Below are 26,732 nucleotides of genomic sequence, written 5' to 3'. Positions count from 1 at the left end.
TGTACATTGTACAAAAGTATAAAGTATATTAAAACAAAAAAAATGAGCAAACTCAATGCGTGGTTAAGACCCAACCTCTTAACCGAAGACCAAAGTGATTTTGTGGCAACGCCCGTAGTGGTGGGTAGTGTAGGCGTTGCAGAGATAGTAGCCGCCCTCATCAAAGAGGGTATGGAGATAAAAGCAGAGACCGCTATAGACATCATCTCTCGCTTCAATCGCAAGACCGCAGAGATGGTAGCCAGTGGGTATAGCATTAATACAGGTTTGGTCTTGATGCGGCCTGCCATCAAGGGTGTGTTTCATAGCAAATCTTGGGACGCAGAGAAGCACTCGGTGTACATCAATATCAACCAAGGTGCCCTGCTAAGGAAGGAGATTGCTCAGCTCAAAGTAGAAATTCTCGGTGAGCAATCTAGCCCAATGAGTTTGTTCAGCATCACAGATAAATCTACGGGTAAGAGCGATGGTACGCTTACGGTGGGCAAAAATGCAGAGATACGAGGGACTTACATCAAGATTTCAGGCGACCACGCAGAGAATGGCATCTACTTCACCAATGTAGAAACCCAAGCCAAGGTAAAAGTAGAGGCAAGTGATATCGTGCTGAATGAGCCTTCGCGTTTGCTTATTTTGGTACCAGAGCTTTCGGCGGGCACCTATGAGCTGAGCGTTACTACGCAAGGAAGCAGTGGGAATACTCCTTTGAAAGAACCACGAACCGCTAGTTTGGAGAGTAATATCAGCATATTATAATCTGTTACAAATAATGTAGAGACGCTATATATAGCGTCTCTACTTGTGTCCTCATATAGGGATACGGTAATGTCAGGGTGTTCTACATTAGCGTGTCAGTCGCTCCGACATTATAATGTAGGTCGTTCTGATATTATAATATCGAATGGTAGGACACTACAATGTCGGGTAAACAATGTAGGGGCGAATTGCATTCGCCCTATTATGATGGAATGATGCCCCCTGCAAATACAATAGGCGTATGCGATACACCCCTACAAATTTCCCCTATTACCATCAACCGTCAACCGACAACCATCAACTGTCAACCAATTTTAGTGTTGAGTGCTGAGTTTTGAGTTTTGAGTTCACCATCAACCGACAACTATCAACAGTCAACTGTCAACCAATTTGAGTTAGTTTACCATTAACAATTAATAATTAACCATTAACAATCAACCGTCAACCATCAACCAAACTCAAGTTTTGAATCAGCCCCCGAAGGGGGCAAAGACGCTAATACTATTTGCTTTAGTTTTGAGCTGGTTTACAATTAACCATTAACCATTAACAATCAGCCATCAGCCATCAACCATCAACCAAACTCAAGTTTTAAGTGCTGAGTGCTGAGTTTTTTTTGAAAAAAGAGAAAAGAAGAAAGAGAAAAGACTTTCTTCTAACCTCTAACCTCTAACTTTCTAGATTCTTAGCAAATAACCGACAACTATCAACCAATTTTAAGTGCTGAGTTTTGAGTTTTTGATGAAAGAGCAAAGAAAAAAGACTATTAACTTTCTAACCTCTAACCTCTGACATCTAACTTCTAACCTCTCAACATTAAACCTTAAATTAAAAAAGAGGCTGTCCGAAACTTTTCGGACGAGCCTCAAGTATTTTATTCCCTCACTAATGGCATTGTAGAACACCTGAGAAGTCCTCCCATTTTAGAAATTTCTCTATACGGTATTTCTTCCACAGTCATTCCCCATTGCTCACGCAAGTGCTGGTTCATCCTTCCAAACGCCTTGTCTGAAACCACTACCTCTGGTGAAATGGAAAATATATTGGGATTCATATCAAACATTTCTTCTTTGGTGATATGAAAGCAATTTTCTTCTCCGAAAATATCCAAGATTAAACGATAATCGCTTTCATCTACAAAACCATCTTTATAGATGATACACTTATCTTTCCCTACGGGATTAAAGGTGCAATCCAAATGCAATATCCCCTCATAAGGCACGGTATCATTCTTCTTCAGCTCCAAATCTATGATTCTCTTCTTAGGGAAATACTCCTTGAGGATTTCGATGGCGTATTCATTGGTTCTGGCTGTTTTAAAATTTCTATAATCTTCACTGAAACAAGTACCAATGAAAAGAAAATCATTCCACACAATCACATCGCCACCCTCTACATGGGCAGACTCTGGCAGATTGATAATATCACGCCACGCCACTCGTTCAAAGATTTTGCTATATGCTTCTTGTTCATCGGCACGGTCTGGGATAAGGTTGCTAAGAATCATTTTATCTTCTATAACAAAGGCTACATCCCTCGCAAACACTTGGTTGTAATCCTGAATCACATCGGGGCGAAGGACTTCTACATCATATTTTTTCAGCACTTTTTCAAAGGCGTCCATTTCAGACACTATATCCTCCTCTGTGGGATAGACATCGTGAGCGATGGTGTAGTAGGATTTGGCATCATAGCTTTCTTCTAAAGTAGGCACAGCCCCATTAGATTTTGGCTGCCCCAATACCACTGATTTTAATCTTGCAGTTTCGTTTTTGATGTTCAGTTTCATAAAATAATGCTTACTCGCAAATATAAGCAAAGGATTTGTAAGAGGGAAATTTATTTTTTGAGAAAGAAAAACAAGTCAAGACATTTATCATAAAAAAGTATCATCATTTTTCCTTAACTTTGCGAGAGTTATGACCTATTAAAATCAAAACATTTTAAAATATAAAACAATGAGTTACATTTCTTACATCGAAGCAAGACAAATTTTAGATTCAAGAGGAAATCCTACCGTAGAGGTAGATGTATTTACCGATAGTGGCGTGATGGGGCGTGCTGCTGTGCCATCGGGTGCCTCTACGGGAGAGCACGAAGCCGTAGAACTAAGAGACGGCGGCGATGAATACCTTGGAAAAGGGGTGCTGAAAGCAGTAGAAAATGTAAGGGAAGTAATCGCTCCAGAATTGATGGGGCTTCCACTTTTAGAGCAAAACCTTATCGATCAAATTATGATAGATTTGGATGGTACCAGCAATAAAGGAAAACTAGGTGCTAATGCCATTCTTGGGGTTTCATTAGCCGTAGCTAAGGCAGCAGCAGCTGAGCTTAAAATGCCTCTTTACAAATATGTAGGTGGGGCTAATGCCAATACGCTTCCTGTTCCTATGATGAATGTTATCAATGGAGGGTCTCACTCCGATGCTCCTATTGCATTCCAAGAGTTTATGATTATGCCTGTAAAAGCAGACTCTTTCTCTCACGCATTGAGAAAAGGAACTGAGGTTTTCCATAATCTAAAATCTATCCTTAAAGGCAGAGGACTTTCTACAGCTGTAGGTGATGAAGGTGGTTTTGCCCCTACATTCAACGGAACGGAAGATGCCCTAGATACGCTTCTCCAAGCAATAGAAAAAGCAGGCTACAAACCAGGTGATGATTTTATGCTGGCTCTAGACTGTGCTTCTTCTGAATTCTACAAAGACGGCATCTATGATTATACCAAATTTGAAGGTGCAAAAGGTGCCGTAAGAACAAGAGAAGAGCAAGTATCTTACTTGGCAGAATTATGTGCTAAATACCCTATCATTTCCATAGAAGATGGTATGCAAGAAGATGATTGGGAAGGATGGAAACTCCTTACTGATAAGATTGGCGATAGAGTACAACTCGTAGGGGACGATTTATTCGTAACCAATGTAGAAAGACTTTCTAGAGGTATCCAAGAAGGCGTTGCCAACTCTATCCTAGTGAAAGTAAACCAAATTGGTTCTCTTTCTGAAACAATGGCTGCCGTACAGATGGCTCAGCACAACAGATATACATCTGTAATGTCTCACCGTTCGGGAGAAACAGAAGATGCTACCATCGCAGATCTTGCCGTAGCAATGAACTGTGGGCAGATTAAAACAGGTTCTGCTTCTCGCTCTGATAGAATGGCAAAATACAACCAACTATTAAGAATAGAAGAAGCACTTGGCAGCACTGCCATCTTCCCAGGTTTAGATGCCTTTAAAGTGAAGAGATAATATTTAACAAAAATTTCACAATGCAAAGCATCGGTTTTTTCCGATGCTTTTTTATTTACCTTAACAATCTGATTATGCTACATTTAAAAACAAAATCAATCAAAAATAAGGATTGAAATAAATTATCAATCTTTTGTATAGATAAAAATTATAACTCATATCCGTACAAACATTTGACTGATATTTTTTTTTTGCTTACATTTAGCCAAAATTTTAATTAAAATGGCAGATAACAAAGTAATATTAAATTATGATGGGAACTCTTTTGAGTATCCTATCGTGGAAAGCACCATCGGAGATAGAGGGATTGATATTTCAAAACTAAGAGACCAAACAGGTCTGATTACCTTAGACTTAGGTTATAAAAACACAGGAGCTACCAAGAGTGAAATTACTTACTTGGATGGCGATCAAGGAGAATTGTTCTACAGAGGTTATCCAATAGAGCAGATTGCAGAGCAGTCTAATTTTACAGAAGTAATGTACCTTTTGCTTCACGGTGAACTTCCAAATAAAGAGGAATTTTCAGCATTTGAAAAAAATATTAAAGAGTACAATTTTGTAGCTGAAGAAATGAAGAAGATTTTGGACGCATTCCCAAGATCTGCCCACCCAATGGGGGTATTATCTTCACTTACATCCGCACTCACGGCATTCAACCCCAAAGCGGTAGATGTGAAATCTAAAGAAGACCTAGACCACGCTGCGGAAATGCTCATTGCAAAATTTGCTCACCTTTGTGCTTGGACTTACAGAAAGATGAACGGATTGCCACTAAACCACGGTGATGATTCTCTAAACTATGTGGAAAATTTCTACAGAATGATGTTCCGCAGACCTAACAAAGATTTTGAGATTGACCCAATTGTAGTAAATGCTTTGGATAAACTCCTTATCCTCCACGCAGACCACGAGCAAAACTGCTCTACTTCTACAGTGAGAATGGTGGGCTCTGCTCATACTGGGCTTTTCGCGTCTATCTCTGCAGGGGTTTCTGCACTTTGGGGGCCATTGCACGGCGGTGCCAACCAAGCAGTGATTGAAATGCTTGAACTTATAGAAAAAGATGGTGGTGATGTAGCAAAATATGTAGCAAAAGCTAAAGATAAGGAAGATAGCTTCCGTCTAATGGGCTTCGGGCATAGAGTGTACAAAAACTTTGACCCAAGAGCTAAAATCATTAAAAAGGCAGCAGATGATATTCTTAACGCATTAGGCATCCAAGATAAAGCATTGGATATTGCAATGCAACTGGAAAGAGTAGCTTTGGAAGACGAATACTTCGTAGAAAGAAAGCTTTATCCAAATGTAGATTTCTACTCTGGTATTATCTACAGAGCTTTGGGAATCCCTACAGAAATGTTCACCGTAATGTTTGCTTTGGGAAGATTACCTGGTTGGATTTCTCAATGGAAAGAAATGAGACTAATGGGCGACCCTATCGGAAGACCTAGACAAGTTTATCAAGGGGCTCAGAAAAGAGATTATGTAGCCATAGATAAAAGATAATCAACAAAAGATTAGTTCAATTTAAGCTTAACCATAAAAGACTCCACCGTAGCAGATTGTTACCCAAAGAGAATTTTATGGTTAATCTTTTTTATTAAAACCTTTAGACAATATGAAAATCAGACTTAACAGAATCAATGATGACTTCTTATTTGAATGTACCAACTCGGCAGGTAATTCTATCCTTCTAGACAACACTTCTCAGCCAGATGCCAAAGGGGTTTCACCGATGGAAAGCGTCCTAATGGCTGTAGCGGGCTGTAGCGGAATAGATGTGGTAGCCATCCTAAAAAAACAAAGACAAAATATCACAAAATTCTCTGCAGAGGTGGAAGGTGAAAGAGTTCCCATAGATGAGGCTAAACCTTTTAAAACAATGAAGGTAACCTTTTTCATAGAAGGAGAAGTGGAGCCTAAAAAAGCCCTAAAAGCTGCGGAACTTTCTTTTGGAAAATATTGCTCGGTCTCCAAAACATTAGAACCAAATGTAGAGGTGAGCTATGAAGTGTTTGTAAATGGTGAGAAAATATAAAAAACATCCATTCTCTATAATAAAAATCCCTTCCAGCGTAATAAACTGGAAGGGATTTTTGTATTATTTCAATCTCGGCTGTATAAGTTTAGCAATGGTTGCCGTCCACCCTGTTTGATGGGAAGCACCTAAACCTTTGCCTGTATCCCCATTAAAGTACTCGTAAAACATTATATAGTCTTTAAAATACGCATCGCGATTCATCTGCTCATTTTCCCCGTTGAATGGGCGATTGCCCTCTGTATCTCTCGTGAAAATAGATTTAAGGCGATGGATAAGGTTTTCTGCAATATCATCTAAATGATGAACCTTGCCACTCCCCGTAGGAAATTCTACTTCCAAACTATCATCATAGTAATAATGAAAGCGTTGTAAACTTTCTACAATGAGGAAATTAATGGGAAACCAGATAGGACCTCGCCAATTGCTATTCCCTCCAAACATTCTACTATCGCTCTCCGCAGGAAGGTATTGCACCCTATATTGGGTATCATTAATCTCGAAAACAAATGGCTGCTCCTGATAAATTTTAGACATCGAACGAATCCCATAATCCGATAAAAATTCTTTTTCATCTAACATTTTCTCCAAGATGCGTTTAAGTCTGGTTTTTCTAAGGATGCTCATCAGATGTTTTCTTCCTTTACCTTCGGTTTCCCAATGAGAGACCAGCTTCGCCAGTTCGGGTCTGTGTTTCAGTATCCAATTCATCCTTTTCTGGAAGTTGGGCAATTGCTCTATCATCTTGTGCTCTACCACTTCCACCGCAAACATTGGAATAAGCCCTACAATACTTCTCAATTTTAATGCCTTAGAATCCCCATTTTTCAGTTGCAATACATCGTAGAAAAAGCCATCTTCTTCATTCCAAAGCCCATCTTTCTCTCCTATGGTTTCCATTGCCTGAGCGATGTATAAATAATGTTCAAAAAACTTGATTGCCATATCTTCGTACACAGGGTTGTACAGTGCCAGCTCCATTGCTATCCGCATCATATTGAGGGCAAACATTGCCATCCAACTGGTGCCATCGGCTTGCTCCAGATACTCACCGTTTTTGAACTCCATGTTCCTGTCAAATGCTCCTATATTATCCAATCCAAGGAAACCACCACCGAAAATATTCTTTCCTCTCTTATCCTTCTGATTGACCCACCAAGTAAAATTGAGCGATAGCTTTTGAAAAACGCTTTCTAAGAATGCAATATCGGCTTTACCTGTGTTTTTTTCATCGATTTTAAAAACCCTGAAAGTTGCCCACGCGTGTACCGGTGGATTAACATCGCTAAAATCCCATTCATAGGCTGGCAATTGCCCATTAGGATGAATGTACCACTCTTTGGTAAGCAATTGTAGCTGTTTTTTCGCAAAATGACCATCTAATAAGGCAAATGGCACACAGTGAAACGCCAAATCCCAAGTGGCAAACCAAGGGTACTCCCATTTATCTGGCATTGATAGGATGTCTTTCGCCAGCATATGTTCCCATTCGGTATTTCTCACATAGTGCTCAAAGTTTCTAGGAGCATTCAGATTGGGGTCTCCTTTCAGCCATTTAGAAAGGTTATAATGGTAAAACTGCTTATTCCATAGCAATCCAGCGTAGGCTTGCCTTTGTATATTGATTTCGTCTTCGTTCTCCACTCCTTCTTGTAATTCACCATAGAATGCATCAGCTTCTTCTTTTCTGAGTTGGAAAATATAATCAAAGTCATAAAACGCATTTTCCATATCGTGAGGACTAAGCCTAAAATCAAAGGTTTGGCTTTCGCCTGCTTCTATTTCAGTTTCTACCAAGAAAGCGGCTTTGGTTCCTTTACGATTGGGGTTGATGGTATCCAAACCTTTGGTAACATAATCATTAATGCCATCTTTGAAAAAGCCATCGTTCTCAGATTCCGTTCCGTATAGTTTTTTACTATTGGTTTCATTATCACAGAAAAGCACTTCCGTATCAGCGTGTCTTGCATAGAGATGCCTCATTGCTACTTTCTCGTGATTGATGTTAATCTTTCCATTGCAGGAAGCACTCATTTTGGGTTTTAGCACATCGTAGCCCCAGCTCCAATCATTTCTAAACCACAGCGTAGGCAATATAACCAGCGGTGCCTTCTCTTGGCTTCTATTGGTTACCTTTACCCTTATCAGGAAATCATCGTGGTGTATTTTAGCGTATTCTATTTCAATATCAAAATAGGCATTATCGGCGAAAATCCCCGTATCCATCAGTTCATACTCTGGGACATCTTTGCCTCGGCTTCGGTTTTCGTTCAGAAGTTTTTCATACGGAAAGGCATTAATGGGATATTTGTACACCATCTTCATATAAGAATGGGTAGGCGTATTGTCTAGATAATAAAACAATTCTTTGATATCTTCCCCGTGATTGCCATCGTGATTGCTCAACCCGAAAAAGCGTTCTTTGATAAAAGCGTCTTTTCTATTCCAAAAAGCAAAAGCAAAACAGAGGTGCTGCTTATCATCACAAATCCCAGCAATACCATCTTCATTCCATCTATAAGCTCTGCTAAGTGCTTGTTCATACGAAGTATAGCCCCAAGCATTACCATCATTGCTATAATCTTCTCTTACCGTTCCCCATTGTCTGTTGCTCACATAGGGACCCCAGACTTTCCACTGCTCATCTTTCAAGCGTTCCTTTTCTGCATTCATTTTATAAAAATTAAAAATATTAAATAGAGATTTTCATCAAAAATAATGAAATTTTTACCGCTGGTTAGTAACAATAATCAGTCCAATTTTGTTTAAATTTGTCTTAAAATAAGTCTAACCATATAATTTATGATTATGAAAAAAATAATATTCGCCTTGAGTATCGGGATTTTAATGCTGAACTGCAAAGATGGCGGCAACAAAGGCGTTGTAGCTCAGGAGAACACCATTACCGAAGAGAAATTTCGCTATGTAGCGGAAGATGGCTCCAATACCCACATCACTTTCATCAATGATAATGGGAATGAAAAAATAAAAATATTCAGCAACAATAAAACCATTACCCTTCCCAAAACCAATACAACCACAGAAGGTAACCTATATGCGGAACACGATATTGAAGTAAGAACTTATGGCGATAGTCTTAGCATCACACAGGGCAACGCTATTATTCTGCTAAAAAAGGCGAGAGGACAATAATATTGTAATAAACAAAACCAACCGATTCCAAATGAATCGGTTGGTTTATTATTGTGATGAAAAATTAAATTTCAAATTCAGCTTTAATGGCTTCTACTTTGTCTAGTTTTTCCCAAGTGAAAAACTCTAGATTATCTATTCTTAGCTCATTCTTTTTTCCAGCATTGAACACCTTGCTGCCTACATAGCTTTCTCTTCCCATATGACCATAGGCGGCAGTTTCTTGGTAAATTGGATTACGGAGTTTTAGATTTTTTTCAATAGCATAAGGGCGAAGGTCAAAAATTTTCAACACCTTCTGAGCGATTTCACCATCAGATAAATCTACCTTTGCTGTGCCGTAGGTATTGATGTACAAGCCACAAGGTTCTGCCACCCCAATAGCATAAGACACCTGAACCAATACTTCATCTGCTACCCCAGCAGCCACTAGATTTTTAGCAATGTGTCTTGTAGCATACGCAGCACTTCTATCCACTTTTGAAGGGTCTTTACCAGAAAAAGCACCACCGCCGTGGGCACCTTTACCGCCGTAGGTATCTACAATGATTTTTCTCCCCGTAAGCCCTGTATCTCCGTGAGGCCCTCCAATCACAAATTTTCCTGTAGGATTGATGTGGTATTTAATCTCATCATTAAAAAGGTCTTGGATTTCCTTTTTTTGTTGGGCTTTCACTCTCGGGATTAAAATTTCCGTAATATCTTTTCTAATTTTAGCCAGCATTACTTCATCACTTGCAAACTCATCGTGCTGAGTAGATACCACAATAGAATCTATTCTAATAGGCTTGTGATCATCAGAATATTCAATGGTTACTTGGGCTTTAGAGTCTGGACGCAAGTATTGTATCTCAGTGTTTTCCCTCCTCAGAGCTGCCAATTCCTTCAAAATAGCGTGAGCCAAATCTAATGCCAGTGGCATATAGTTATCGGTCTCATTGGTAGCATAGCCAAACATCATTCCTTGGTCGCCCGCTCCCTGAGCATTGGCTTTGGCTTCAAAATCATCTTCCTCTGCTGCTCTGTCCACCCCTTGGTTGATGTCTGGTGATTGGTCGTGTATTGCAGAGATTACGCCACAAGAATCTCCATCAAACATATACTCCCCTTTGGTATATCCTATTTTTTTGATAACCTCTCTTGCAATGGTTTGCACATCCAGATAGGTTTCAGATTTTACTTCCCCAGCCAGCACCACTTGTCCTGTGGTTACCAAGGTTTCACAAGCTACTTTAGAATTGGCATCATACGCCAAAAAATGATCTATAAGAGCATCAGAAATCTGATCTGCAACTTTATCCGGATGTCCTTCTGAAACGGATTCAGATGTAAATAAATAAGGCATAATTATCTCTTTTATTAAGGGTTTAAAACTCGGAAAAAAGCGAAAGATTGATATTCAACCAAAAGAGACTAAAAAAGAATATTCTGTTTTAGCATTTTTTAATGAGGTTGCAATCAGTCAAATTTTTCCTCTGTGATTATTTCGGTGCAAATTTAAGGACTATTTTCTAAATACAAAAAAATCGCTTAAAAAATTAATTTTAAGCGAGTCTTGTTTTTAGCTTAATTTCGTTCTATTGCGGTTTTACACTTACGAAATCTTCGGGGTTCTGATAGTAGTTTAGCTGTTGCTCCAAAGAATTTTTGATATGAGCCGCAAGCTCATCTATAATCTTCTGTTTGTAAGTCGGTTTATAGTAGATGATGCTGATTTCACGATACGGAAAAGGCTTTCTAAATCTTGATATTTTCTGATGTTGCCCTTCCGAAAGCTGCGTCTGTGCCAGCTCTGGAATGATGGAAACCCCGCCAATCTTATCCACCATCTGTACCAATGTACCAATGTTAGATGCTTTAAACTCTAGGTTTTTCGGTTTTAGAGAATTTTCCTTCAGTTGACAAATGTTTTCAAACTGCGTTCTTAGGCAGTTGCCTTCTTCCAAAAGCCATACCCTATTCATATCTATTTCCTCTGGTACCACAAAGGTGTCTATGGCTAAGTTGGCTTCGTTGGAATAAATCATCAGTTCTTCGTTAAAGAGAAACTCTTGGTAAAATTCGCTTGCCTCAGAATACGGTGTGGAGATAATCCCAGCATCAATTTCTCCAGATTTCAAACCTTTAATGATGTTTTCTGTTGTGTTTTCTTTAATCACCATTTCCACTTTTGGATTTTTTTCTAGAAAACTAAAAATTTCGGTTGGCAAAATATAAGTGGAAACGGTAGGGATAATCCCAATGTTGATTTTCCCTCCCAACACATTGTTTAGTAGGTCTGCCGTATTTCTCAGTTCGTTTACAGAATCGATCACTTTATGAGCCTGAGCAATAATCTGTGCTCCAATATCAGTGGTTCTTATGGGGTGGGTGGTTCTATCAAAAATTTTTACATCCAGCTCATCTTCTATCTTTTGAATCATTGCACTTAATGTAGGCTGGGTGATAAAGCAGGCTTGTGCAGCCTTTCCAAAATGTTTATAACGATCTACGGCGATGAGGTATTCTAATTGCTGGATGTTCATAAATCAAAAATTTTCAATTACAAAGATATTGGTTTTTCAAGGTAAAAAAAAATAGATTAACTTTGGTAGCGTAAAAATCTTATCCTTATGAAGAAGAAAAAGCTTACCAATGCTTCGGGAATCCCGTATTATGAACATCAAAATTCACAGACGGTAGGGGCAAGAGGCCCTGTATTGCTTCAAGATTTTATGTTGCAAGAGAATCTTGCTCATTTTGTGAGAGAAAGAATCCCAGAACGCGTAGTACACGCCAAAGGCTCTGGGGCGTATGGTACTTTTACTGTTACTAATGACATTACAAGATATACCCGTGCAAAGCTGTTTTCTAAGGTAGGCAACTCCTGCAAGGTTTTCGCTAGATTTTCTACCGTAGGTGGGGAGCGAGGCAGTGCCGATACCGAACGAGACCCAAGAGGCTTTGCCTTGAAATTCTATACCGAAGATGGCAATTGGGATTTGGTAGGCAATAATACGCCCGTATTCTTCATTAAAGACGCAAAGAAGTTTCCAGATTTTATCCATACTCAGAAACGCCATCCTAAAACCAACCTAAAGAGCCATACAATGATGTGGGACTTCTGGTCGCTAAACCCAGAAAGTTTGCACCAAGTGATGATTCTGATGTCTGATAGAGGAACCCCCTACGGCTACCGCCATATGCACGGATTTGGCTCTCATACCTTTTCTATGATTAATGCCAACTGGGAACGCGTGTGGGTGAAGTTTCACTTCAAAACTCAGCAAGGCATCAAAAACTTTACCGATGTGGAAGCCACTCAAATGAAAGGTGAAAACCCTGATTTTGCACAAGAAGATTTGGTAAACGCCATAGAAAAAGGCAATTTTCCTAAATGGACACTTTACATCCAAGTAATGACCGAGGAGCAAGCAAAAGAATTTCGATGGAATCCTTTTGATGTAACCAAAGTTTGGTTTCACGAAGATTTTCCATTGATAGAAGTGGGTGAACTAGAACTCAATACCTTGCCACCCAACTATTTTACACACGTGGAGCAAGCCGCTTTTTCGCCGAGCAATCTCATAGATGGCATCAGCTTTTCGCCAGATAGAATGCTGCAAGGTAGGTTGTTTTCTTATCCTGATGCCCACCGATACAGAATAGGTGTTAATGCTCATCAGTTGGAGGTCAATAGATGTCCTTTTGGCGTGAATAATTTCCAAAGAGATGGAGCAATGGCAAATTCTCAAGATTATGAAGATGCACCTAACTATTTTCCTAATAGCTTTGGTGATATTCAACCTGATGAAAACTACCGCAATTATGAGTACGAAATAGACAGCAATCAGGTGGCTCATTTTGATAGAAACGAAGAGGATAACGACCACTATACGCAGCCAGGATTACTCTACACCAAAGCAATGAACGATGAAGAACGCCAACATCTCGTGAGCAATATTGTGGCTCATATGAAAAAGATAGATGGCGATAGGAAAGATGAAATTATCAACCGACAACTGTGCCATTTCTTCCGTGCGAATATTGATTTGGGAATGAAAATCGCCATCGGGCTTGGCGTAACCATTGATGCCAGCACTTTTGTGCATACAAAATAGATATTAGATGCTAGAGATTAGATTTTAGATATTAGAGATTAGATTTTAGAATAGCTTACTTTCAATCATTATTTTTTTAATTATACAATAAAATGGAAAACATTATCATTGACCGAGACCATAAAACTGCTATCATCACCATTAATAGACCTCAAAGCTTGAATGCCCTGAATGCTAAAACAATACAGGAACTTAGCGAAGCCATAGATGCTTTGAATGCCGACCAAGACTGCCGTGTGATTATCCTTACAGGAAGTGGTGAAAAATCTTTCGTAGCAGGAGCAGACATCAAGGAGTTTAGTGATTTTAATACAGAACAAGCGGAAGCCCTTGCCCGAAACGGACAAAACTCCCTATTCAACAAGTTGGAAAATTCTAAAAAACCAACCATCGCAGCCATTAATGGTTTTGCGTTGGGTGGTGGTCTAGAATTGGCGATGAGTTGTCACATCCGCTATGCTTCCGATAATGCTAAGCTAGGGCTTCCAGAGGTTACCTTGGGACTTATCCCGGGCTATGGTGGTACCCAGCGTTTGCCCAAGCTGGTAGGAAAAGGGATTGCCAACGAGATGATTTTTTCAGCCAAAATGATTTCAGCCACCAAGGCTAAAGAAATAGGTCTAGTGAATGAAGTTTGTACCCAAGAAGAGCTTTTAGATAAAACCAAAGAATTGGCGGCTCAAATTGCTAAAAATTCACCTATGGGCATTGAAAAAGCAATTGAGGTTATCAACCTTTCAGATACACCAGAAGGTTATGAAGCTGAAATAAAAGCCTTTGGAGCATTATTTGAAATGCAAGACAAGCAAGAAGGTGTTACGGCATTTTTGGAAAAAAGAAAACCTAATTTCTAAATAAACAATGCACAATAAATTTGATATTGCCTACCTCAAAATGGCTTTGGAGTGGGCAAAACTTTCCTATTGTAAACGGAAACAGGTGGGAGCCTTAGTGGTAAAAGACCGTATGATTATCTCCGATGGGTACAATGGAACGCCCTCTGGCTCGGACAACCAATGCGAAGATGAAGACGGCAAAACCCAATGGTATGTATTGCACGCAGAAGCCAATGCCATCTTAAAACTAGCAAGTTCTACACAATCTGCCAAAGATGCCACGCTATACATCACCCTATCTCCGTGTAAGGAATGCAGCAAACTGATTTTACAATCGGGGATTAGTCGTGTGGTTTATATTCACGAATATTCTGATAATGAGGGGGTAGATTTCCTGAAACAACACAAGATAGAAGTGCTGAAAATCCCATTGGAAGAGTTGAGTCTTTAAATCTAACCTTTAATAGAGTAAGAACGGAACACCATCAATGAGCTGGGAAGAACACCTTTCTGATTTTAAAAATTTTCTAAAATTTGAACGCCATCTATCGGACAATACTTTAGATGCCTATCTGCGAGACCTTCAAAAACTGCAAGCCTATGCCGAAAATGAGTTAGAGGGCGTATCGCCAGTGGATATTTCTTATCTTCAGTTGCAAGAATATCTTTATATATTGTCCAAAGATGCTTTCAGTGAACGCACTCAGGCTCGGTGGATTTCTTCTATGAAAACATTTTTCAAATATCTGCTAGAAGACGAAATCCGAGAGGATAATCCTGCTGCACTTTTAGAAACGCCTAAATTAGGCTTGTATCTTCCCGATACTTTAAGTCTTAAAGAGATAGAACAGCTGGTATCTGCCATAGACCAAAGCACCGATTTGGGCAGAAGGAACCATTGCATCATAGAAGTATTGTACGGCTGTGGGTTGCGTGTTTCGGAGTTGGTAGCATTAAAGATATCGGATATTAATTTCAAGGAACACTTTGTACGCATAGAAGGGAAAGGCAGTAAAGTAAGATGGGTACCTCTGGCAAAGTACACCGCCCAGCTGATAACGGGCTATATCAATGAAGTGCGTGCCAAAGGGAAAATTAATCCTAAAAGTGAAGATCATCTTTTCCTCAATAGTAGAGGTAATGCCCTATCGAGAGTGATGGTTTTCATCATCATCAAGGAGTTGGCAGTGCAAGCCAATATCCCAAAGAGCATTTCACCCCATACATTTCGCCATTCTTTTGCGACCCATTTACTGCAAAACGGTGCCGACTTGCGGTTTATCCAAGAAATGCTAGGGCATAGTAGCATTACCACCACAGAAATATATACCCATCTGGATACTGAAGAACTGAGAGAAACCATCCTAAAACACCATCCAAGAAATAATATGAGAGAACCATTGTAGTTTTGTACTATGCAAAATGTAATAAGATGTAAGCACTATGATTTTTTGTTTTATACTTTTATCTTACTTTTGTACATACATCTATCATTGTACATATTACATTATACATAATACACCAACAATGAATCATTTAAAATACTGCCCAGAATGCGGACAAGCTTCCTTACGATGGGACAACGCAAATAAACTATCTTGTAGCCAATGCCAGTTTGTAATGTATCAAAACTGTGCCGCTGCCGTTGCCGTTATCATTAGATGTGGCAAGGAGCTGATGTTTACCCAAAGAAACCAAGAGCCCCAAAAAGGAAAACTAGACTTGGCGGGTGGTTTTGTAGACCCGAAAGAAAGTGCGGAAGAGGCTTGCAAAAGAGAACTTTGGGAAGAGCTGAAGTATGAGATAGACCTTCAAAAACTAAAACTATTGGCTACCCAACCCAATGTTTACCATTATAAAAATATAGATTACAATACATTAGACCTCTTCTTCGAGTACGAAGTTGCCGAAAAATTCACCGCACAGTTGGCATTAGATGAGATAGACCGCATTGTATGGGTAGAAGCCCACACCATTCAGCTGGAAGACTTAGCGTTTGACTCCCAAAAAAGATTTTTGAAGGGGTATATTGGTTCGTTGTAGTTTGTTTTTGCGTTATTAGCGGAGAGAATCAGGAATACTACCTTTATTTTATTTCAACGAATCCAATACTTTTTGAAAGTAATCTATCAATAGTTTTTTCTGAGCTTTGGTAAGGCGAGCTTCGGGATGCTGTGCAACATAGCCTGCAAGGGGCATTCGGTTTTCCTCTAGGTCGCCAATGCCATTTTTCAGCATTCCTTCTTTCAGTTCTCGGTTGTAGGTTCCCCATTCTGAAAAATTGAGGTGTCGCCTACCTTTATTGATGTGATGTTTTACCGACCAAGAGATTGGAGCTACATAAGCGTAAGATGGATATACCGTCTCGTTAGAATGGCAATCATAACAAGAAGTTTTCAGCAATTGGCGTACCTCTGTGGGGGTATTCATAACCTCTACAAAGTTGTGCTTACCCTCTAAAGGAGGATTGGTTCTGTCAATGGGAATCAACTGAATTAGAGCGAATAATAATACCGCCCATCCGAAGATTTTCAATACTTTTTTCATTACTCGTTGTTAGATTTTAGTGGTGGTGTTTCTGTGGAATTGGTCCCGAGGTGCCAAGATTCTTTATTTTCCCAAAGAGGGCGAATTTCTATGGATTTCGGGAAGAGGTACACACGCTCTGCAAAAGTAAGCGTTGCTAAATCTGAAGCATCCCAAATGCCATTGCCATTATCATCTACTAAAATTCTCAACTGATATTTACCTGGCTTGATGGTCTTGAAATGATGCACCGCTTCTTGGGTATATTTTGAAAGTTTTACATCGCCTTTTTCATCTAAAAACTGAATCCAAAATGGAGCATCAGGCTTGCCCTCAATAGTTAGTGCAAAGCTACCATAGTTTTCTTCTTTATCAATTTCAAAATTGAACTGATGGGTTTTTGCCAAAGTGGTATAAAAAGAGGATAAGGTTTCCTTCGGTACCGTTAATGAATACTTTTTCCCGATTTCAAACGGAGCTGCTATCAAGACTTTAGAAGGGGTTTTCTCGGAGATTTTAGCTGTGAAAGGTACCGTAGTAGTGCTATCCGATTTCAAAGACCATTGGTTGGTTTCTAAGGTATCTATAGGATAGTTTGCTGTCAGTTCCAGATTTTTATTAGGCGGAATGGCATTGCCCATCTGGTTGTTCAGCGTTAATTCATTTTTAGGATTGAGGCGGTAGAAGATAGAGGCCTCGCCTTGTTTTTCATCAGCTTGATATTTCAGTTTGATATTTTCGCTTTGGGTAATCCCGATGTTTTCTTGCTTGGCATCAAACCAAATATTGACACTATCAGAATGCGGGCGATGGGTTACACGGTAGTTTTTTATCTTGTCATCTACAGGAGTTACCTCCACCTTTTGTGGATTTCCTTCGAAGAGCATCAGAATACCACCCGTAGCTTCTTTGGTTTCTACCAATTTTATATTTTTCTTAGATGGAAATAAGGAAAATGGCATCCCAGAAATATTATTCTCTACCGTAATCGCTTCTTGGCGAAATGCCACATTTTCCTTTCCTGCATCGTAAATAGAGTTTTGATTGCTATCATCAAATGCCAAGATTCGGTATTGCCCTTTGGAAAGGTAATTCAGTTCAAAATAGCCATCATCATCTACTTTGGTGATGTAGTACGGCTTCTTTGCATAGTCTATCGTGTCTTTCTCCTGATAGAGTCCCACCACATAGTTTTTCTTATTATTGGAAGAAGTGGAAGGCGTCTCTAGCGATAGCCCATCTTTTACCTCACCACTGATGTAAAGGTTATCCAACTTCTCACCTGTGGAAAAAGCAAAATTATAATACGGTAAAACATTGCCCTCGTTTAGGTCCGTGATGGCGTTTCCAAAATTGAAACTATAAGTGGTGCTTTCTGCCAAAGGCTCTTCCCATTCTATCAAGATGTATTTGTTTCCTAAGTTGGTAGGCAATATTTTTTTTACCTTGATGGGTGGAGAAATGATGAGGTTTTTCTGCACATCTTTCAGCACCACATATTCATCAAAATAAAGGCGTAGTTCTTTAGTGTCCACGGGAATATTTACCCTTGAAGTATCAATATTGGCTCCTAAAAATTTCGGAGGGATGGTGTCTTTACTTCCCCCTACGGGCGAGCCTACTCTGGCACAAGACAACCACAAAAGACTGAAAATGATAAGCAAAAAAAACTTCTTCATTGATGGATTTTCTGCAAATTTAAACTATTTTCGTTATTTCATCCTAAGGCGATAACGATGTTGGTGTTTCCTAATAACTTTTCATATATTTGAAGCAGAAAATAATTTCATAATTACTAACATATTGTCGTAATGAAATATTTATCATTCATTCTTTGTTTAGCTTTTGGAGCATCATTCTTGTTTGCTCAGAATAATGTCAATCCCATCAAAGCCAGTGATGTTGATAGTATTTTAGCTCATCAAGATAGGGATTATAAATTAATAATGTTTTGGGTACCGAAATGCGAAAGCATTGAAACACAATACCAAGATGTTAGTTCGCTAAAAAATGCTCTTACTTCACAATTGACCATCTTGCCCGTTGCAGTAGTGAGTACCCGTCATTATGAAAATGATTTTCATAATCTTTTCTACAAAGAGAATAATCTGGGAAACAGCCTTGAAGTTCAGAAAATAATGGACAATCCTTATGAGAATTTTGAGGCATTTAAAAAAGATTTCTTAGCTAAATATAGTGGAAAAAGTATAGATTCTTTCTATTTCCTTTTCAATTCAGAAAATAAACTGATAAAAGAATGGGAAAACCTTCCAACCAAAGAAGAACTACAAAATATTTTTAAATAAAACCATCATCAGCCGATAACTCTTCGTTATCGGCTTTAAGCTACTCTTCATATCCTTCTCCATTGGTGGCATTGGGTGCCATCACTTTATATAGTTTTTCGGTTTCGTAAGGGAAATTTTCAAATAATGAGGACAGAGCCAAAGTAGAATAAACCCGCTGAGAATATTTATTCCCAATCGCAATGATGGTAACTTTGGAATCCAGCAAATGCCCAAATACAGAATTGGAGCCGTGCCACCAACCATTGTGGTAGGTCAGTTTACTATGGTCATCAAAAATTTTCATCCTAAATCCTAATCCATAATTATTAATCCCAGGTTTCTCATTGCTGTATGGCTCAAAAACCATTGCCATCAAATCTTTTGGGAGGAAATTGTCTGCAAACATCGCTCGGGAAAAATTAAACAAATCCCTTGGTGTAGTATAAATATTTTTATCCCCATAGATAAGGTCTAGGCGGTCATAGGGATGCACTTTTGCCCCTTTTTGGTAGAACGACTTTGCCGCAGTAGAGATATCCTTCTCCTGAAAAACATAGGTATGTTTCATTTTCAATGGCTTAAACACCATTTGCTGCATCGCTTCGGGAAATGGCGTAGCGGTAACTTTCTCCACGATGAGGGCAAGGAGGGCATAGTTGGTATTGCAGTACATAAACCCCGTATCTGGAGCTCTGGCAGCTTCTGGTTTGTATTGAATAAGAAGATTGAGAACATCCTGATTGGTCAGAAATTTTTTGGATAATTCCGCAGGTTGAGGTTGGATTTTATCAATGAAATGCTCGTATTTCGGAAGTCCACTTCTTTGGTTGAGCAACATCTTAACGGTAATCCCTTGATAAGGAAATTTTGGAAAAAATTGAGTAAGCTCATCATCTAATTTCAGCAGTCCTGCTTCTACCAATTTCAGAATCGCCATTGCGGTAATAGGCTTGCTTACAGAGGCTATATGCAAAGCTGTCGTTTTATCCACGGGTGCTTGTGCATTATCTTGAGAGAAGCCTCGGTATTTTTCAAATAAAATTTTATCACCTTTCGCTATCAGCACACCACCCCATAGGTCGCCCTGTTCCCAGACGGTTTCGTAGTATTGGTCTATGATTTCTACTACAGAATCTCTATCTTGCATCTTGCCATCTCTTCTGCTAAAAACATCATCTATCTCTACATTAGAAAAATTGGGTAGCGATGTTGCTTCGCCGTTCTCTGTACCCAATCCCTTTTGGCACGAAAAAAGACTTAGTCCCAATAATAGTATAAGCAATGGCTGTAAATGGATTTTCATTTTCTAGAATTTTAATTTTAACGAAACAGACACTTTCTCTCTACTTTTTTAATCTCTTAGTTCAAAAGTTTCCAATATCTTATCCACAATCACTTGGGCAAGTTTGGTTTTGCTTTCGTGTGTCCATCCTGCAATGTGTGGCGTAATGAGGACTTTATCCGAATTTAAAAGAAATTGCAAATCGGTATTTTGGGTTTCTAATTGCTCAAAAGAAGCTTTTTCAAATTCTAAAACATCTAAAGCCGCACCTTTGATTTTCCCCGATTGAATGCCCTCAACTAAGCTTTTCGTTTTTACATTTTTCCCTCGAGCGGTATTGATGAGGTAAAATGGCTTTTTCATTTGAGCAATGAAATGCTCATCCACCAAGTGATAGGTATCAGGGGTTTCTGGGATGTGCAAACTTATAATATCTGACTCGTTTTGAAGTTCCTGTAAAGAAACTTGTTTTGCATACGCGTCTTCCAAATCGGGGAGAATATCATAGAATATCACCTTCATCCCAAACCCAGAAAGCCGTTTAGCAGTTGCCTTGCCCATATTACCATAGCCAATAATCCCGAAGGTTTTTCCCAGCAATTCCATTCCGCGGTTTTCTTCTCTTTTCCAAATGCCATTTTTCACCTCTTGCGATGCAATGAACAATCGGTTGGTTAAGACCAATAGCATTCCTACCACTTGCTCTGCTACGGCATCTCGGTTGCCTTCAGGCGAATTGATAAGGGCAATGCCCAATGCTCTGGCAGTTGTGGTGTCTATATTTTCCATTCCTGCTCCTACGCGGGCTATGAATTTCAGATTCTTAGCGTGCTGAAGAAAGTTTTTGTCAATGGGGATTCTACTGCGAATAATCATACCATCATAGAGGTGGATTTTCTCCAAAACTTGGTCATAAGAAGATTGATAATCTTCCTCTAAAACCCACCCTTTTGCCGATAGTTGTTCTGTGATGAGCGGGTGATTTTTATCTAATAATAAAACTTTCATTGGTAGTGTCTTTAACGAAAAAACTTCGGTAACAGCATTTTATTCATTGAAAAAACAAAAAGCCCAACCGAAGTTAATCTATTGAGTAAAGGTTATTTAATCCTGAAACAGTTTTTTCAGTTCCACAGAATCCTTAGGTTTCATTCTTCCTGATAAGATAAGGGAAAGCTCTCGGCGTCTGAATGCAGCGGCATAGCGTTCTTTTTCCAAATCGGTTTCGGGTTCCATTTGTGGAATAGGCACAGGCTTATTGTACTCATCTACGGCAACAAAGGTGTAAATCCCTTCGTTGGTATGGATTTTTTTATTGGCAATAGGGTCGTCTAGCCATACATCTACATAGATTTCCATAGAAGTGGAAAAAGCTCTAGATACTTTGGCTTCCAAAACCACAATCCCTCCTTCGGGAATGGGATGATTAAACGATACGTGATTCACCGATGCGGTTACCACCCTTCTGGCACAGTGTCTTGCCGCAGCAATAGCCGCACAGCGGTCCATTTTCGCCAGCAATTCTCCCCCAAAGAGATTCCTCAGAGAGTTGGTTTCGTTTGGGAGAACAATATTGGTCATTATCGTGAGCGATTCGCTCGCTTTTTTGAGTTTTTCCATTGCGTTTTTTTATAAAATTTGGAAGTTTTTTTAGGATTAGAGGTTGCCACCACAGGTAACCCCGATTGGCGGATGGAATCTTGTAGAATGCTATCTCGCCTGATGCTGTCTTGTTTCAAGACTTCTTGCTCTGCCTTTATTTTCGCAGAATCTACCGTGATGCGGTGGGTGGATGTCTTCACAGAAACCTCAGCAAAAGATGCTTTCCCGAATAACCTCTCCCGCTGTGTGAAGGCTAACACAAGTAGCCCCGCAGTAGGAAGCAAGATGAGAAACCACCAAAGGATGGAACGGTTTAAGCGATAATCTCCACCTAGATAGGTTTTCTTTTTCAGCTCCTGAAGATTAATTTCTTCCAAGCCATAGAAATCAGAATTTTCGGTATAGATTCTTTCCCCTTGAAAAGTTAGCTGGTCTTCCACAATGGTCATTGTACCAATGCCTTTCAGTAGGACGTTGTTGCCTTGCTCCAAAGAAGTTTTCCAAAAATTGGTGTAGCTGAGAAGCTCTTGCTGAGCCTTTTCTACAGAGGTGTTTTGTTCCTTTGCAAGCCAAGGGATAAAGCCCCCATCTGCCGTATGATAATCGCTATGGAAGGTGATTTTCTGCGATGGAGGTAAGATTTTACCAGACGCCTCATCCAACTGAGCTTCCGCATTTTCTAACGAGAAAATGCCAAACCCAGCAACTTCCACTAAGCCTTTGCGTAGTAAGTATTTTAGTATTAATTGTTCGGTATTCACATCGGCAAATTTATAGTTTTTTGGGGAGATATTAAAAAAACCTTATCAATCTCAATGATGATAAGGTTTTCTATACTTTCTTCTGCCTTTTTCGTTTACTTTGGAATAAACAACTTTTCCTAAACAGAATAACATTACACTTCATCTAAAAATCCTCATTGCCTTATTGTTTATTTCTATCAAAAATGTAAGATGGGTTGGTGAGGGACTTTCTATCTTTGCATTAAAATTAAACGATATGAAAAATACACAGATACTAGGGCTTCAGGAGGAAAGCTCTAAACTTATCGCTGAAAAGCTAAATGTACTTTTAGCCAACTACTCGGTGTTTTACCAAAATACCAGAGGGGCTCATTGGAACATCAAAGGGGAGCAATTTTTTACCCTTCACCCAAAATTTGAAGAGCTTTATGATTCTTTGGTTTTGAAAATAGATGAAATTGCAGAGCGTATCCTTACGCTGGGTGCTACGCCTTGCCATAATTACTCGGATTACCTCAAGGTATCTATCATCCAAGAAAGCCAAGAGGTGAGCGATGCTACCAAATGCGTAGAGCAGATTTTGGAAGCTTTCAAAACGGTGATTAACCTGCAAAGAGAAATCTTAGAAATAGCAGGTGAAGCGGGTGATGAGGCTACCAACTCCCAAATGGGAGACTACATCACAGAGCAAGAAAAAGAAGTCTGGATGTACAACGCCTACCTCGGGAAATAATAAGTTTCTATCAATATTTTAATTACTGCAAATTGCCTCAATTTATTGGGGCAATTGTTGTTTTTATTCTTACATTTGCTTTCATTAAAATTTTGAAAATATGCCAATAGTGCAGTTTAAGTCTATCCTAGACAATGATTTCTATAAATTCACGATGCAATGTGCCGTAGTGAAATTGTTCCCTAATGAGAAAGTAAAGTATCAGTTCATCAACCGAGGAAAACATTTCTTCCCCGAAGGTTTTGCAGAGATGCTCCGCAAATGTGTGGATAAAATGGCAGATTTACAGCTTACCAAAGCCGAAAAACAATTCTTACAAGAAACCTGCCCTTATCTAGATTTGCCCTATATAGATTTCTTGGAAGGCTACCGCTACAATCCCGATGAGGTGAAGATTACCCAAACGGAAAACGATATAGAGGTGTCTGTAGAGGGGCTATGGTACCGTACCATCCTTTGGGAAGTGCCACTTTTGGCTTTGATTTCGGAATTGCATTATGAGATGAACCATCTGGAACGAAACTCCAATGAAGCTGTCATCCAAAATACACTAAACAAAGCCGAAAAACTCAGTCAGTTGGGCGTAAACTTTGCCGAGTTTGGAACCCGAAGAAGACACTCCTACAAGGTGCACGATTTGGTAGTGGAAGCACTACTGAAAAACAATAATTCCAAATTCATAGGGACTTCTAATGTGCATTTTGCCCATAAATACGGTATTAAACCCATCGGCACCCACGCCCACGAGTGGTTTATGTTCCACGCTGCAGAATATGGTTTTAAGATGGCTAATGAACTCGCCTTAGAGCATTGGGTAGATGTCTATCGTGGCGATTTGGGTGTTGCTCTTTCAGATACTTATACTACGGAGGTGTTCTTCCAGCAATTTGATAAAAAATTTGCCAAGCTCTTTGATGGCGTAAGACACGATAGTGGCGACCCACTAGACTTTGCAGATAAAACCATTGCCCACTATGAAAAACACGGCATCAATCCGCTGTTCAAATACATCATCTTCTCCGATGGACTCAATCTGGAAAAAGTGGAAGAAATCTACAACTATTGCAAAGGGAAGATTGGGCTGTCCTTCGGTATCGGAACCAACCTGACCAATGATGTGGGACTGAAACCAATGAACATTGTGATGAAACTCATAGGCGTACAAGCTAATAACGGTGATTGGATACCAACGGTAAAGCTCTCGGATGAACGCGGTAAATATACTGGTGAACCGAAAATGATAGAACTTGCTAAAGCGTTTTTGAGGATTAAAGATTAGAGGTTTGAAGTTAGAAGGTAGAGGTTAGAGGTTAGAAGTTAGAGGGGGAGAGGTTGTCTGCGAGTTTACTTAAACGATTGAAATTGAAAAAAAACGCCATTCACTGCTGAAGTGAATGGCGTTTTGGTTTAAAACATCTTCTTTTCCCTTCAAAGGGGGAATGGTTTCGGTGAATTTTATTCTAAATGTCCGAATTTTCCGTTGTTGAAATCTTCAAACGCTTGAATTAATTCATCGCGGGTATTCATCACAAACGGGCCATAAGCCGCAATAGGTTCGTTTATAGGTTCCCCGCTTAAAAGCAATACTTTCGCATCTTCGGTAGCGGTGATTTCTATGGTTTCTCCTTCGTTTTTAAACAATACGAAATGGTCGGTTGGCACCGCTTCGCCATTGGCTGTGATGGTACCTTCTATCACCAATAGAGAAGTGTTGTAATGGGCTGGGAAATCTACCGCTGTGCTGGCATCTTTGCTCAAATTGAGATTAAAAAGGTGGATAGGCGTAAAGGTAGAAGCCGCTCCTTGGGTTCCGTTAAAATCTCCTGCAATGATTTCCATCTCGCCTTTGCCCTCTGCCACCGCAATGCGTGGAATGTCTTGGTTTTTGATGGATTGATACTTAGCAGGTGTACTTTTATCCTTTGCTGGAAGGTTTACCCATAGCTGTACCATTTGGAACTCGCCACCGTTTTTGCTCCATTCGGTTTCGTGAAACTCTTTGTGAAGAACCCCATTGCCAGCCGTCATCCATTGTACATCACCCTCACCGATAACGCCACCACCGCCAGAGCTATCGCCGTGCTCCACTCGCCCTTTGTAAGCGATGGTAACGGTTTCAAAACCTTTATGCGGATGTACGCCTACCCCTTTCGGAATTTGACTTGGTGGGAAAGTGTACTTGGAGTTGTAATCTAGCATAATGAAAGGACTATTGCGTTCCATAGAGCTGATTCCTGGGATAAAATTGTGTACTCTAAAACCGTCTCCTACAAAGTGTGGCATTGCAGGGCGTATGACTCTTTCTATGACTTTATTATTCATTGTTTTATTTTTTTTATATGTTAGTAAAATGGGTTGTTTATCTTGATTTTTAGCTCAAGGAGCATTGGGTTCTGTTCATATTCAGAAATGGATTGTTGAGGTTGGGGTTGTCTTCAAACTCGTATTTCTTCATATTCTGTTTTACTACGGCTCTTTTCAGCTCTTGCACCGTTTCCGAAAAGCGTTCAGCATTAAGGAAATCGGCAGTTGCTATTGGCAATCCTTCGTGAAGCACTTTTCCTATTTTATTGATTTTTTCTTGCTCTTCCAAAGGTAATTCTTGGTCTAAAAGGATGGCTCTTATAGGCAACTGATGAAGTTTTTCTATTGCCGTTTCCACTTCGTTTACAAATTCGTAGTGGGTATTTCTGTCTTTTTGCACCACTTGAGTTGCGATGTTATTGTTTCTTGTCACAACATTTAAAATTACATTCTTTTTCATCTTATTCTCTCATTTTGTAGTGCAAAGGTACGCTAAGGAATACCGCCACTGCATTGATGTAGGATAAGAAAGAAAGAGGAAGGAATGAGTGTAAAATCTGAAAACAAAGCCATAAAAAAACTCTACCCAATCCATCAGATGGGCAGAGTAGATGTTCGCAGAAGTGGGCTATATCTTTATGAGCGTTTCTTTTTATTTTTCTTGATGCTCAACGCTCGTGATGGGCATAGTGCCACCTGTGCTATCAATTCTTCGGAGGTTGCGTTTTCTATGATCATCCAAGGTTTTTCCTTAGGGCGATAGACCTGTGGCAGGGTTTTCACACATATCCCTGAGTGCTGGCATAGCTCTGGTCGCCACACGATGGTGATTTCATCATTAGTATAGTAATGTTCTCGTTTAGCGTTCATTGTGTTTTTTTTGATGTTTTTTATTGCAACATTCGTTCCTCTACAATATTCCTCTTGCTTTGATTTGTAGGTATTGGTTAATCACTTCTATATTCAGGTTTTCTGGAGCGGTATAAACGGAGTAGATGCCGTATTTTCTCAGTTCTTGAATGATGAGTTTTTTCTCCATTTCAAACTTCTCTGCGATAATACTATCATAGACTTCTTGGATATTTTCTGGGTTGGAGGTCATCATTTTTTGCAGTTC

The 26,732-nt window shown here is 39.6% G+C and carries 27 protein-coding genes; 13 read left to right on the top strand and 14 right to left on the bottom strand.

The window, feature by feature from the left end; genetic code table 11:
* Positions 1-42 precede the first annotated feature (42 nt).
* Positions 43-756 carry a DNA-binding domain-containing protein gene (locus ACFFUE_RS03770; RefSeq protein ID WP_376832875.1) on the top strand — a complete coding sequence of 238 codons (714 nt, stop codon included), beginning with the start codon at positions 43-45 and terminating at the stop codon, positions 754-756.
* Positions 757-1,630: 874 nt separating this feature from the next.
* On the opposite strand, the gene ACFFUE_RS03765 is transcribed toward ACFFUE_RS03770, so the two are convergent.
* Positions 1,631-2,545, bottom strand: a complete 915-nt coding sequence (locus ACFFUE_RS03765) for a dimethylarginine dimethylaminohydrolase family protein (RefSeq protein ID WP_327985238.1) — start codon at positions 2,543-2,545, stop codon at positions 1,631-1,633.
* Positions 2,546-2,714: 169 nt separating this feature from the next.
* Here ACFFUE_RS03765 and eno point away from each other — a divergent pair, with 169 nt between their 5' ends.
* From eno to ACFFUE_RS03750, 3 genes are all read left to right on the top strand, one after another.
* A complete protein-coding gene (eno, locus tag ACFFUE_RS03760; protein ID WP_376832874.1) occupies positions 2,715-4,007 on the top strand; it encodes a phosphopyruvate hydratase in 1,293 nt (430 codons plus the stop codon).
* A gap of 222 nt (positions 4,008-4,229) precedes the next feature.
* Positions 4,230-5,516, top strand: coding sequence for a citrate synthase (locus ACFFUE_RS03755; RefSeq protein WP_376832873.1), 1,287 nt, complete (start codon positions 4,230-4,232; stop codon positions 5,514-5,516).
* 112 nt (positions 5,517-5,628) lie between these two features.
* On the top strand, positions 5,629-6,048 hold the full coding sequence (locus ACFFUE_RS03750; protein ID WP_376832872.1) for an OsmC family protein: 420 nt from the start codon (positions 5,629-5,631) through the stop codon (positions 6,046-6,048).
* 63 nt (positions 6,049-6,111) lie between these two features.
* Here ACFFUE_RS03750 and ACFFUE_RS03745 read toward each other — a convergent pair whose 3' ends face one another.
* On the bottom strand, positions 6,112-8,721 hold the full coding sequence (locus ACFFUE_RS03745) for an MGH1-like glycoside hydrolase domain-containing protein (RefSeq protein ID WP_376832871.1): 2,610 nt from the start codon (positions 8,719-8,721) through the stop codon (positions 6,112-6,114).
* Between the two features lie 135 nt (positions 8,722-8,856).
* Here ACFFUE_RS03745 and ACFFUE_RS03740 point away from each other — a divergent pair, with 135 nt between their 5' ends.
* Positions 8,857-9,201 (top strand): hypothetical protein, encoded by a 345-nt coding sequence (locus tag ACFFUE_RS03740; protein WP_376832870.1) that lies wholly within the window; start codon positions 8,857-8,859, stop codon positions 9,199-9,201.
* A 64-nt stretch (positions 9,202-9,265) separates the two neighbouring features.
* Here the strand turns inward: ACFFUE_RS03740 and metK are convergent, their stop codons facing one another.
* Both metK and ACFFUE_RS03730 read right to left on the bottom strand, forming a co-directional pair.
* Positions 9,266-10,546: a methionine adenosyltransferase gene (metK, locus tag ACFFUE_RS03735; protein WP_376832869.1), complete on the bottom strand. Its 1,281-nt coding sequence runs from the start codon at positions 10,544-10,546 to the stop codon at positions 9,266-9,268.
* Positions 10,547-10,778: 232 nt separating this feature from the next.
* Entirely contained in the window at positions 10,779-11,726 is a 948-nt protein-coding gene (locus ACFFUE_RS03730; RefSeq protein WP_327985247.1) for a hydrogen peroxide-inducible genes activator, read from the bottom strand.
* 87 nt (positions 11,727-11,813) lie between these two features.
* Here ACFFUE_RS03730 and ACFFUE_RS03725 point away from each other — a divergent pair, with 87 nt between their 5' ends.
* From ACFFUE_RS03725 to ACFFUE_RS03705, 5 genes are all read left to right on the top strand, one after another.
* Positions 11,814-13,301 (top strand): catalase, encoded by a 1,488-nt coding sequence (locus ACFFUE_RS03725; RefSeq protein WP_376832868.1) that lies wholly within the window; start codon positions 11,814-11,816, stop codon positions 13,299-13,301.
* A 92-nt stretch (positions 13,302-13,393) separates the two neighbouring features.
* Positions 13,394-14,155, top strand: coding sequence for an enoyl-CoA hydratase-related protein (locus ACFFUE_RS03720; RefSeq protein WP_376832867.1), 762 nt, complete (start codon positions 13,394-13,396; stop codon positions 14,153-14,155).
* A gap of 7 nt (positions 14,156-14,162) precedes the next feature.
* Positions 14,163-14,588, top strand: coding sequence for a deoxycytidylate deaminase (locus tag ACFFUE_RS03715; protein ID WP_376832866.1), 426 nt, complete (start codon positions 14,163-14,165; stop codon positions 14,586-14,588).
* A 37-nt stretch (positions 14,589-14,625) separates the two neighbouring features.
* A complete protein-coding gene (gene xerD / locus ACFFUE_RS03710) occupies positions 14,626-15,543 on the top strand; it encodes a site-specific tyrosine recombinase XerD (protein ID WP_376832865.1) in 918 nt (305 codons plus the stop codon).
* 121 nt (positions 15,544-15,664) lie between these two features.
* Positions 15,665-16,180 carry an NUDIX hydrolase gene (locus ACFFUE_RS03705; RefSeq protein WP_376832864.1) on the top strand — a complete coding sequence of 172 codons (516 nt, stop codon included), beginning with the start codon at positions 15,665-15,667 and terminating at the stop codon, positions 16,178-16,180.
* A gap of 48 nt (positions 16,181-16,228) precedes the next feature.
* Here the strand turns inward: ACFFUE_RS03705 and ACFFUE_RS03700 are convergent, their stop codons facing one another.
* A complete protein-coding gene (locus ACFFUE_RS03700; protein ID WP_376832863.1) occupies positions 16,229-16,684 on the bottom strand; it encodes a heme-binding domain-containing protein in 456 nt (151 codons plus the stop codon).
* Positions 16,684-18,342, bottom strand: coding sequence for an Ig-like domain-containing domain (locus ACFFUE_RS03695; protein ID WP_376832862.1), 1,659 nt, complete (start codon positions 18,340-18,342; stop codon positions 16,684-16,686). Before ACFFUE_RS03695 ends, ACFFUE_RS03700 begins: the two co-directional genes overlap by 1 nt.
* 132 nt (positions 18,343-18,474) lie before the next feature.
* Between ACFFUE_RS03695 and ACFFUE_RS03690 the strand changes: the two genes are divergently transcribed.
* Entirely contained in the window at positions 18,475-18,969 is a 495-nt protein-coding gene (locus tag ACFFUE_RS03690; protein WP_376832861.1) for a hypothetical protein, read from the top strand.
* 40 nt (positions 18,970-19,009) lie between these two features.
* Here ACFFUE_RS03690 and ACFFUE_RS03685 read toward each other — a convergent pair whose 3' ends face one another.
* From ACFFUE_RS03685 to ACFFUE_RS03670, 4 genes are all read right to left on the bottom strand, one after another.
* Positions 19,010-20,254 carry a serine hydrolase domain-containing protein gene (locus tag ACFFUE_RS03685; RefSeq protein WP_376832860.1) on the bottom strand — a complete coding sequence of 415 codons (1,245 nt, stop codon included), beginning with the start codon at positions 20,252-20,254 and terminating at the stop codon, positions 19,010-19,012.
* Between the two features lie 48 nt (positions 20,255-20,302).
* Positions 20,303-21,241: a 2-hydroxyacid dehydrogenase gene (locus tag ACFFUE_RS03680; RefSeq protein WP_376832859.1), complete on the bottom strand. Its 939-nt coding sequence runs from the start codon at positions 21,239-21,241 to the stop codon at positions 20,303-20,305.
* A 96-nt stretch (positions 21,242-21,337) separates the two neighbouring features.
* Entirely contained in the window at positions 21,338-21,853 is a 516-nt protein-coding gene (locus ACFFUE_RS03675) for an acyl-CoA thioesterase (RefSeq protein ID WP_327985259.1), read from the bottom strand.
* Positions 21,814-22,596, bottom strand: a complete 783-nt coding sequence (locus tag ACFFUE_RS03670; protein ID WP_376832858.1) for a hypothetical protein — start codon at positions 22,594-22,596, stop codon at positions 21,814-21,816. The genes ACFFUE_RS03675 and ACFFUE_RS03670 overlap by 40 nt, the downstream gene beginning before the upstream one ends.
* A gap of 238 nt (positions 22,597-22,834) precedes the next feature.
* Here ACFFUE_RS03670 and ACFFUE_RS03665 point away from each other — a divergent pair, with 238 nt between their 5' ends.
* Together ACFFUE_RS03665 and pncB are read left to right on the top strand one after the other, a co-directional pair.
* Positions 22,835-23,311, top strand: coding sequence for a Dps family protein (locus tag ACFFUE_RS03665; RefSeq protein WP_376832857.1), 477 nt, complete (start codon positions 22,835-22,837; stop codon positions 23,309-23,311).
* A gap of 100 nt (positions 23,312-23,411) precedes the next feature.
* Positions 23,412-24,590 carry a nicotinate phosphoribosyltransferase gene (gene pncB / locus ACFFUE_RS03660; RefSeq protein WP_376832856.1) on the top strand — a complete coding sequence of 393 codons (1,179 nt, stop codon included), beginning with the start codon at positions 23,412-23,414 and terminating at the stop codon, positions 24,588-24,590.
* Between the two features lie 176 nt (positions 24,591-24,766).
* On the opposite strand, the gene ACFFUE_RS03655 is transcribed toward pncB, so the two are convergent.
* The 4 genes from ACFFUE_RS03655 to ACFFUE_RS03640 form a co-directional block, all read right to left on the bottom strand.
* On the bottom strand, positions 24,767-25,633 hold the full coding sequence (locus tag ACFFUE_RS03655; protein WP_376832855.1) for a pirin family protein: 867 nt from the start codon (positions 25,631-25,633) through the stop codon (positions 24,767-24,769).
* 49 nt (positions 25,634-25,682) lie between these two features.
* Positions 25,683-26,075, bottom strand: coding sequence for a hypothetical protein (locus ACFFUE_RS03650; protein ID WP_376832854.1), 393 nt, complete (start codon positions 26,073-26,075; stop codon positions 25,683-25,685).
* Between the two features lie 176 nt (positions 26,076-26,251).
* On the bottom strand, positions 26,252-26,485 hold the full coding sequence (locus ACFFUE_RS03645) for a (4Fe-4S)-binding protein (RefSeq protein WP_376832853.1): 234 nt from the start codon (positions 26,483-26,485) through the stop codon (positions 26,252-26,254).
* Positions 26,486-26,525: 40 nt separating this feature from the next.
* On the bottom strand, positions 26,526-26,720 hold the full coding sequence (locus ACFFUE_RS03640) for a hypothetical protein (RefSeq protein WP_376832852.1): 195 nt from the start codon (positions 26,718-26,720) through the stop codon (positions 26,526-26,528).
* Positions 26,721-26,732 lie beyond the last annotated feature (12 nt).

It is taken from the genome of Bergeyella porcorum, assembly GCF_042427575.1.
GTDB classification, from domain to species: domain Bacteria; phylum Bacteroidota; class Bacteroidia; order Flavobacteriales; family Weeksellaceae; genus Bergeyella; species Bergeyella porcorum.
Note: the sequence above shows the minus strand (reverse complement) of the source record. Positions and strands in the feature narration are given on the sequence as shown.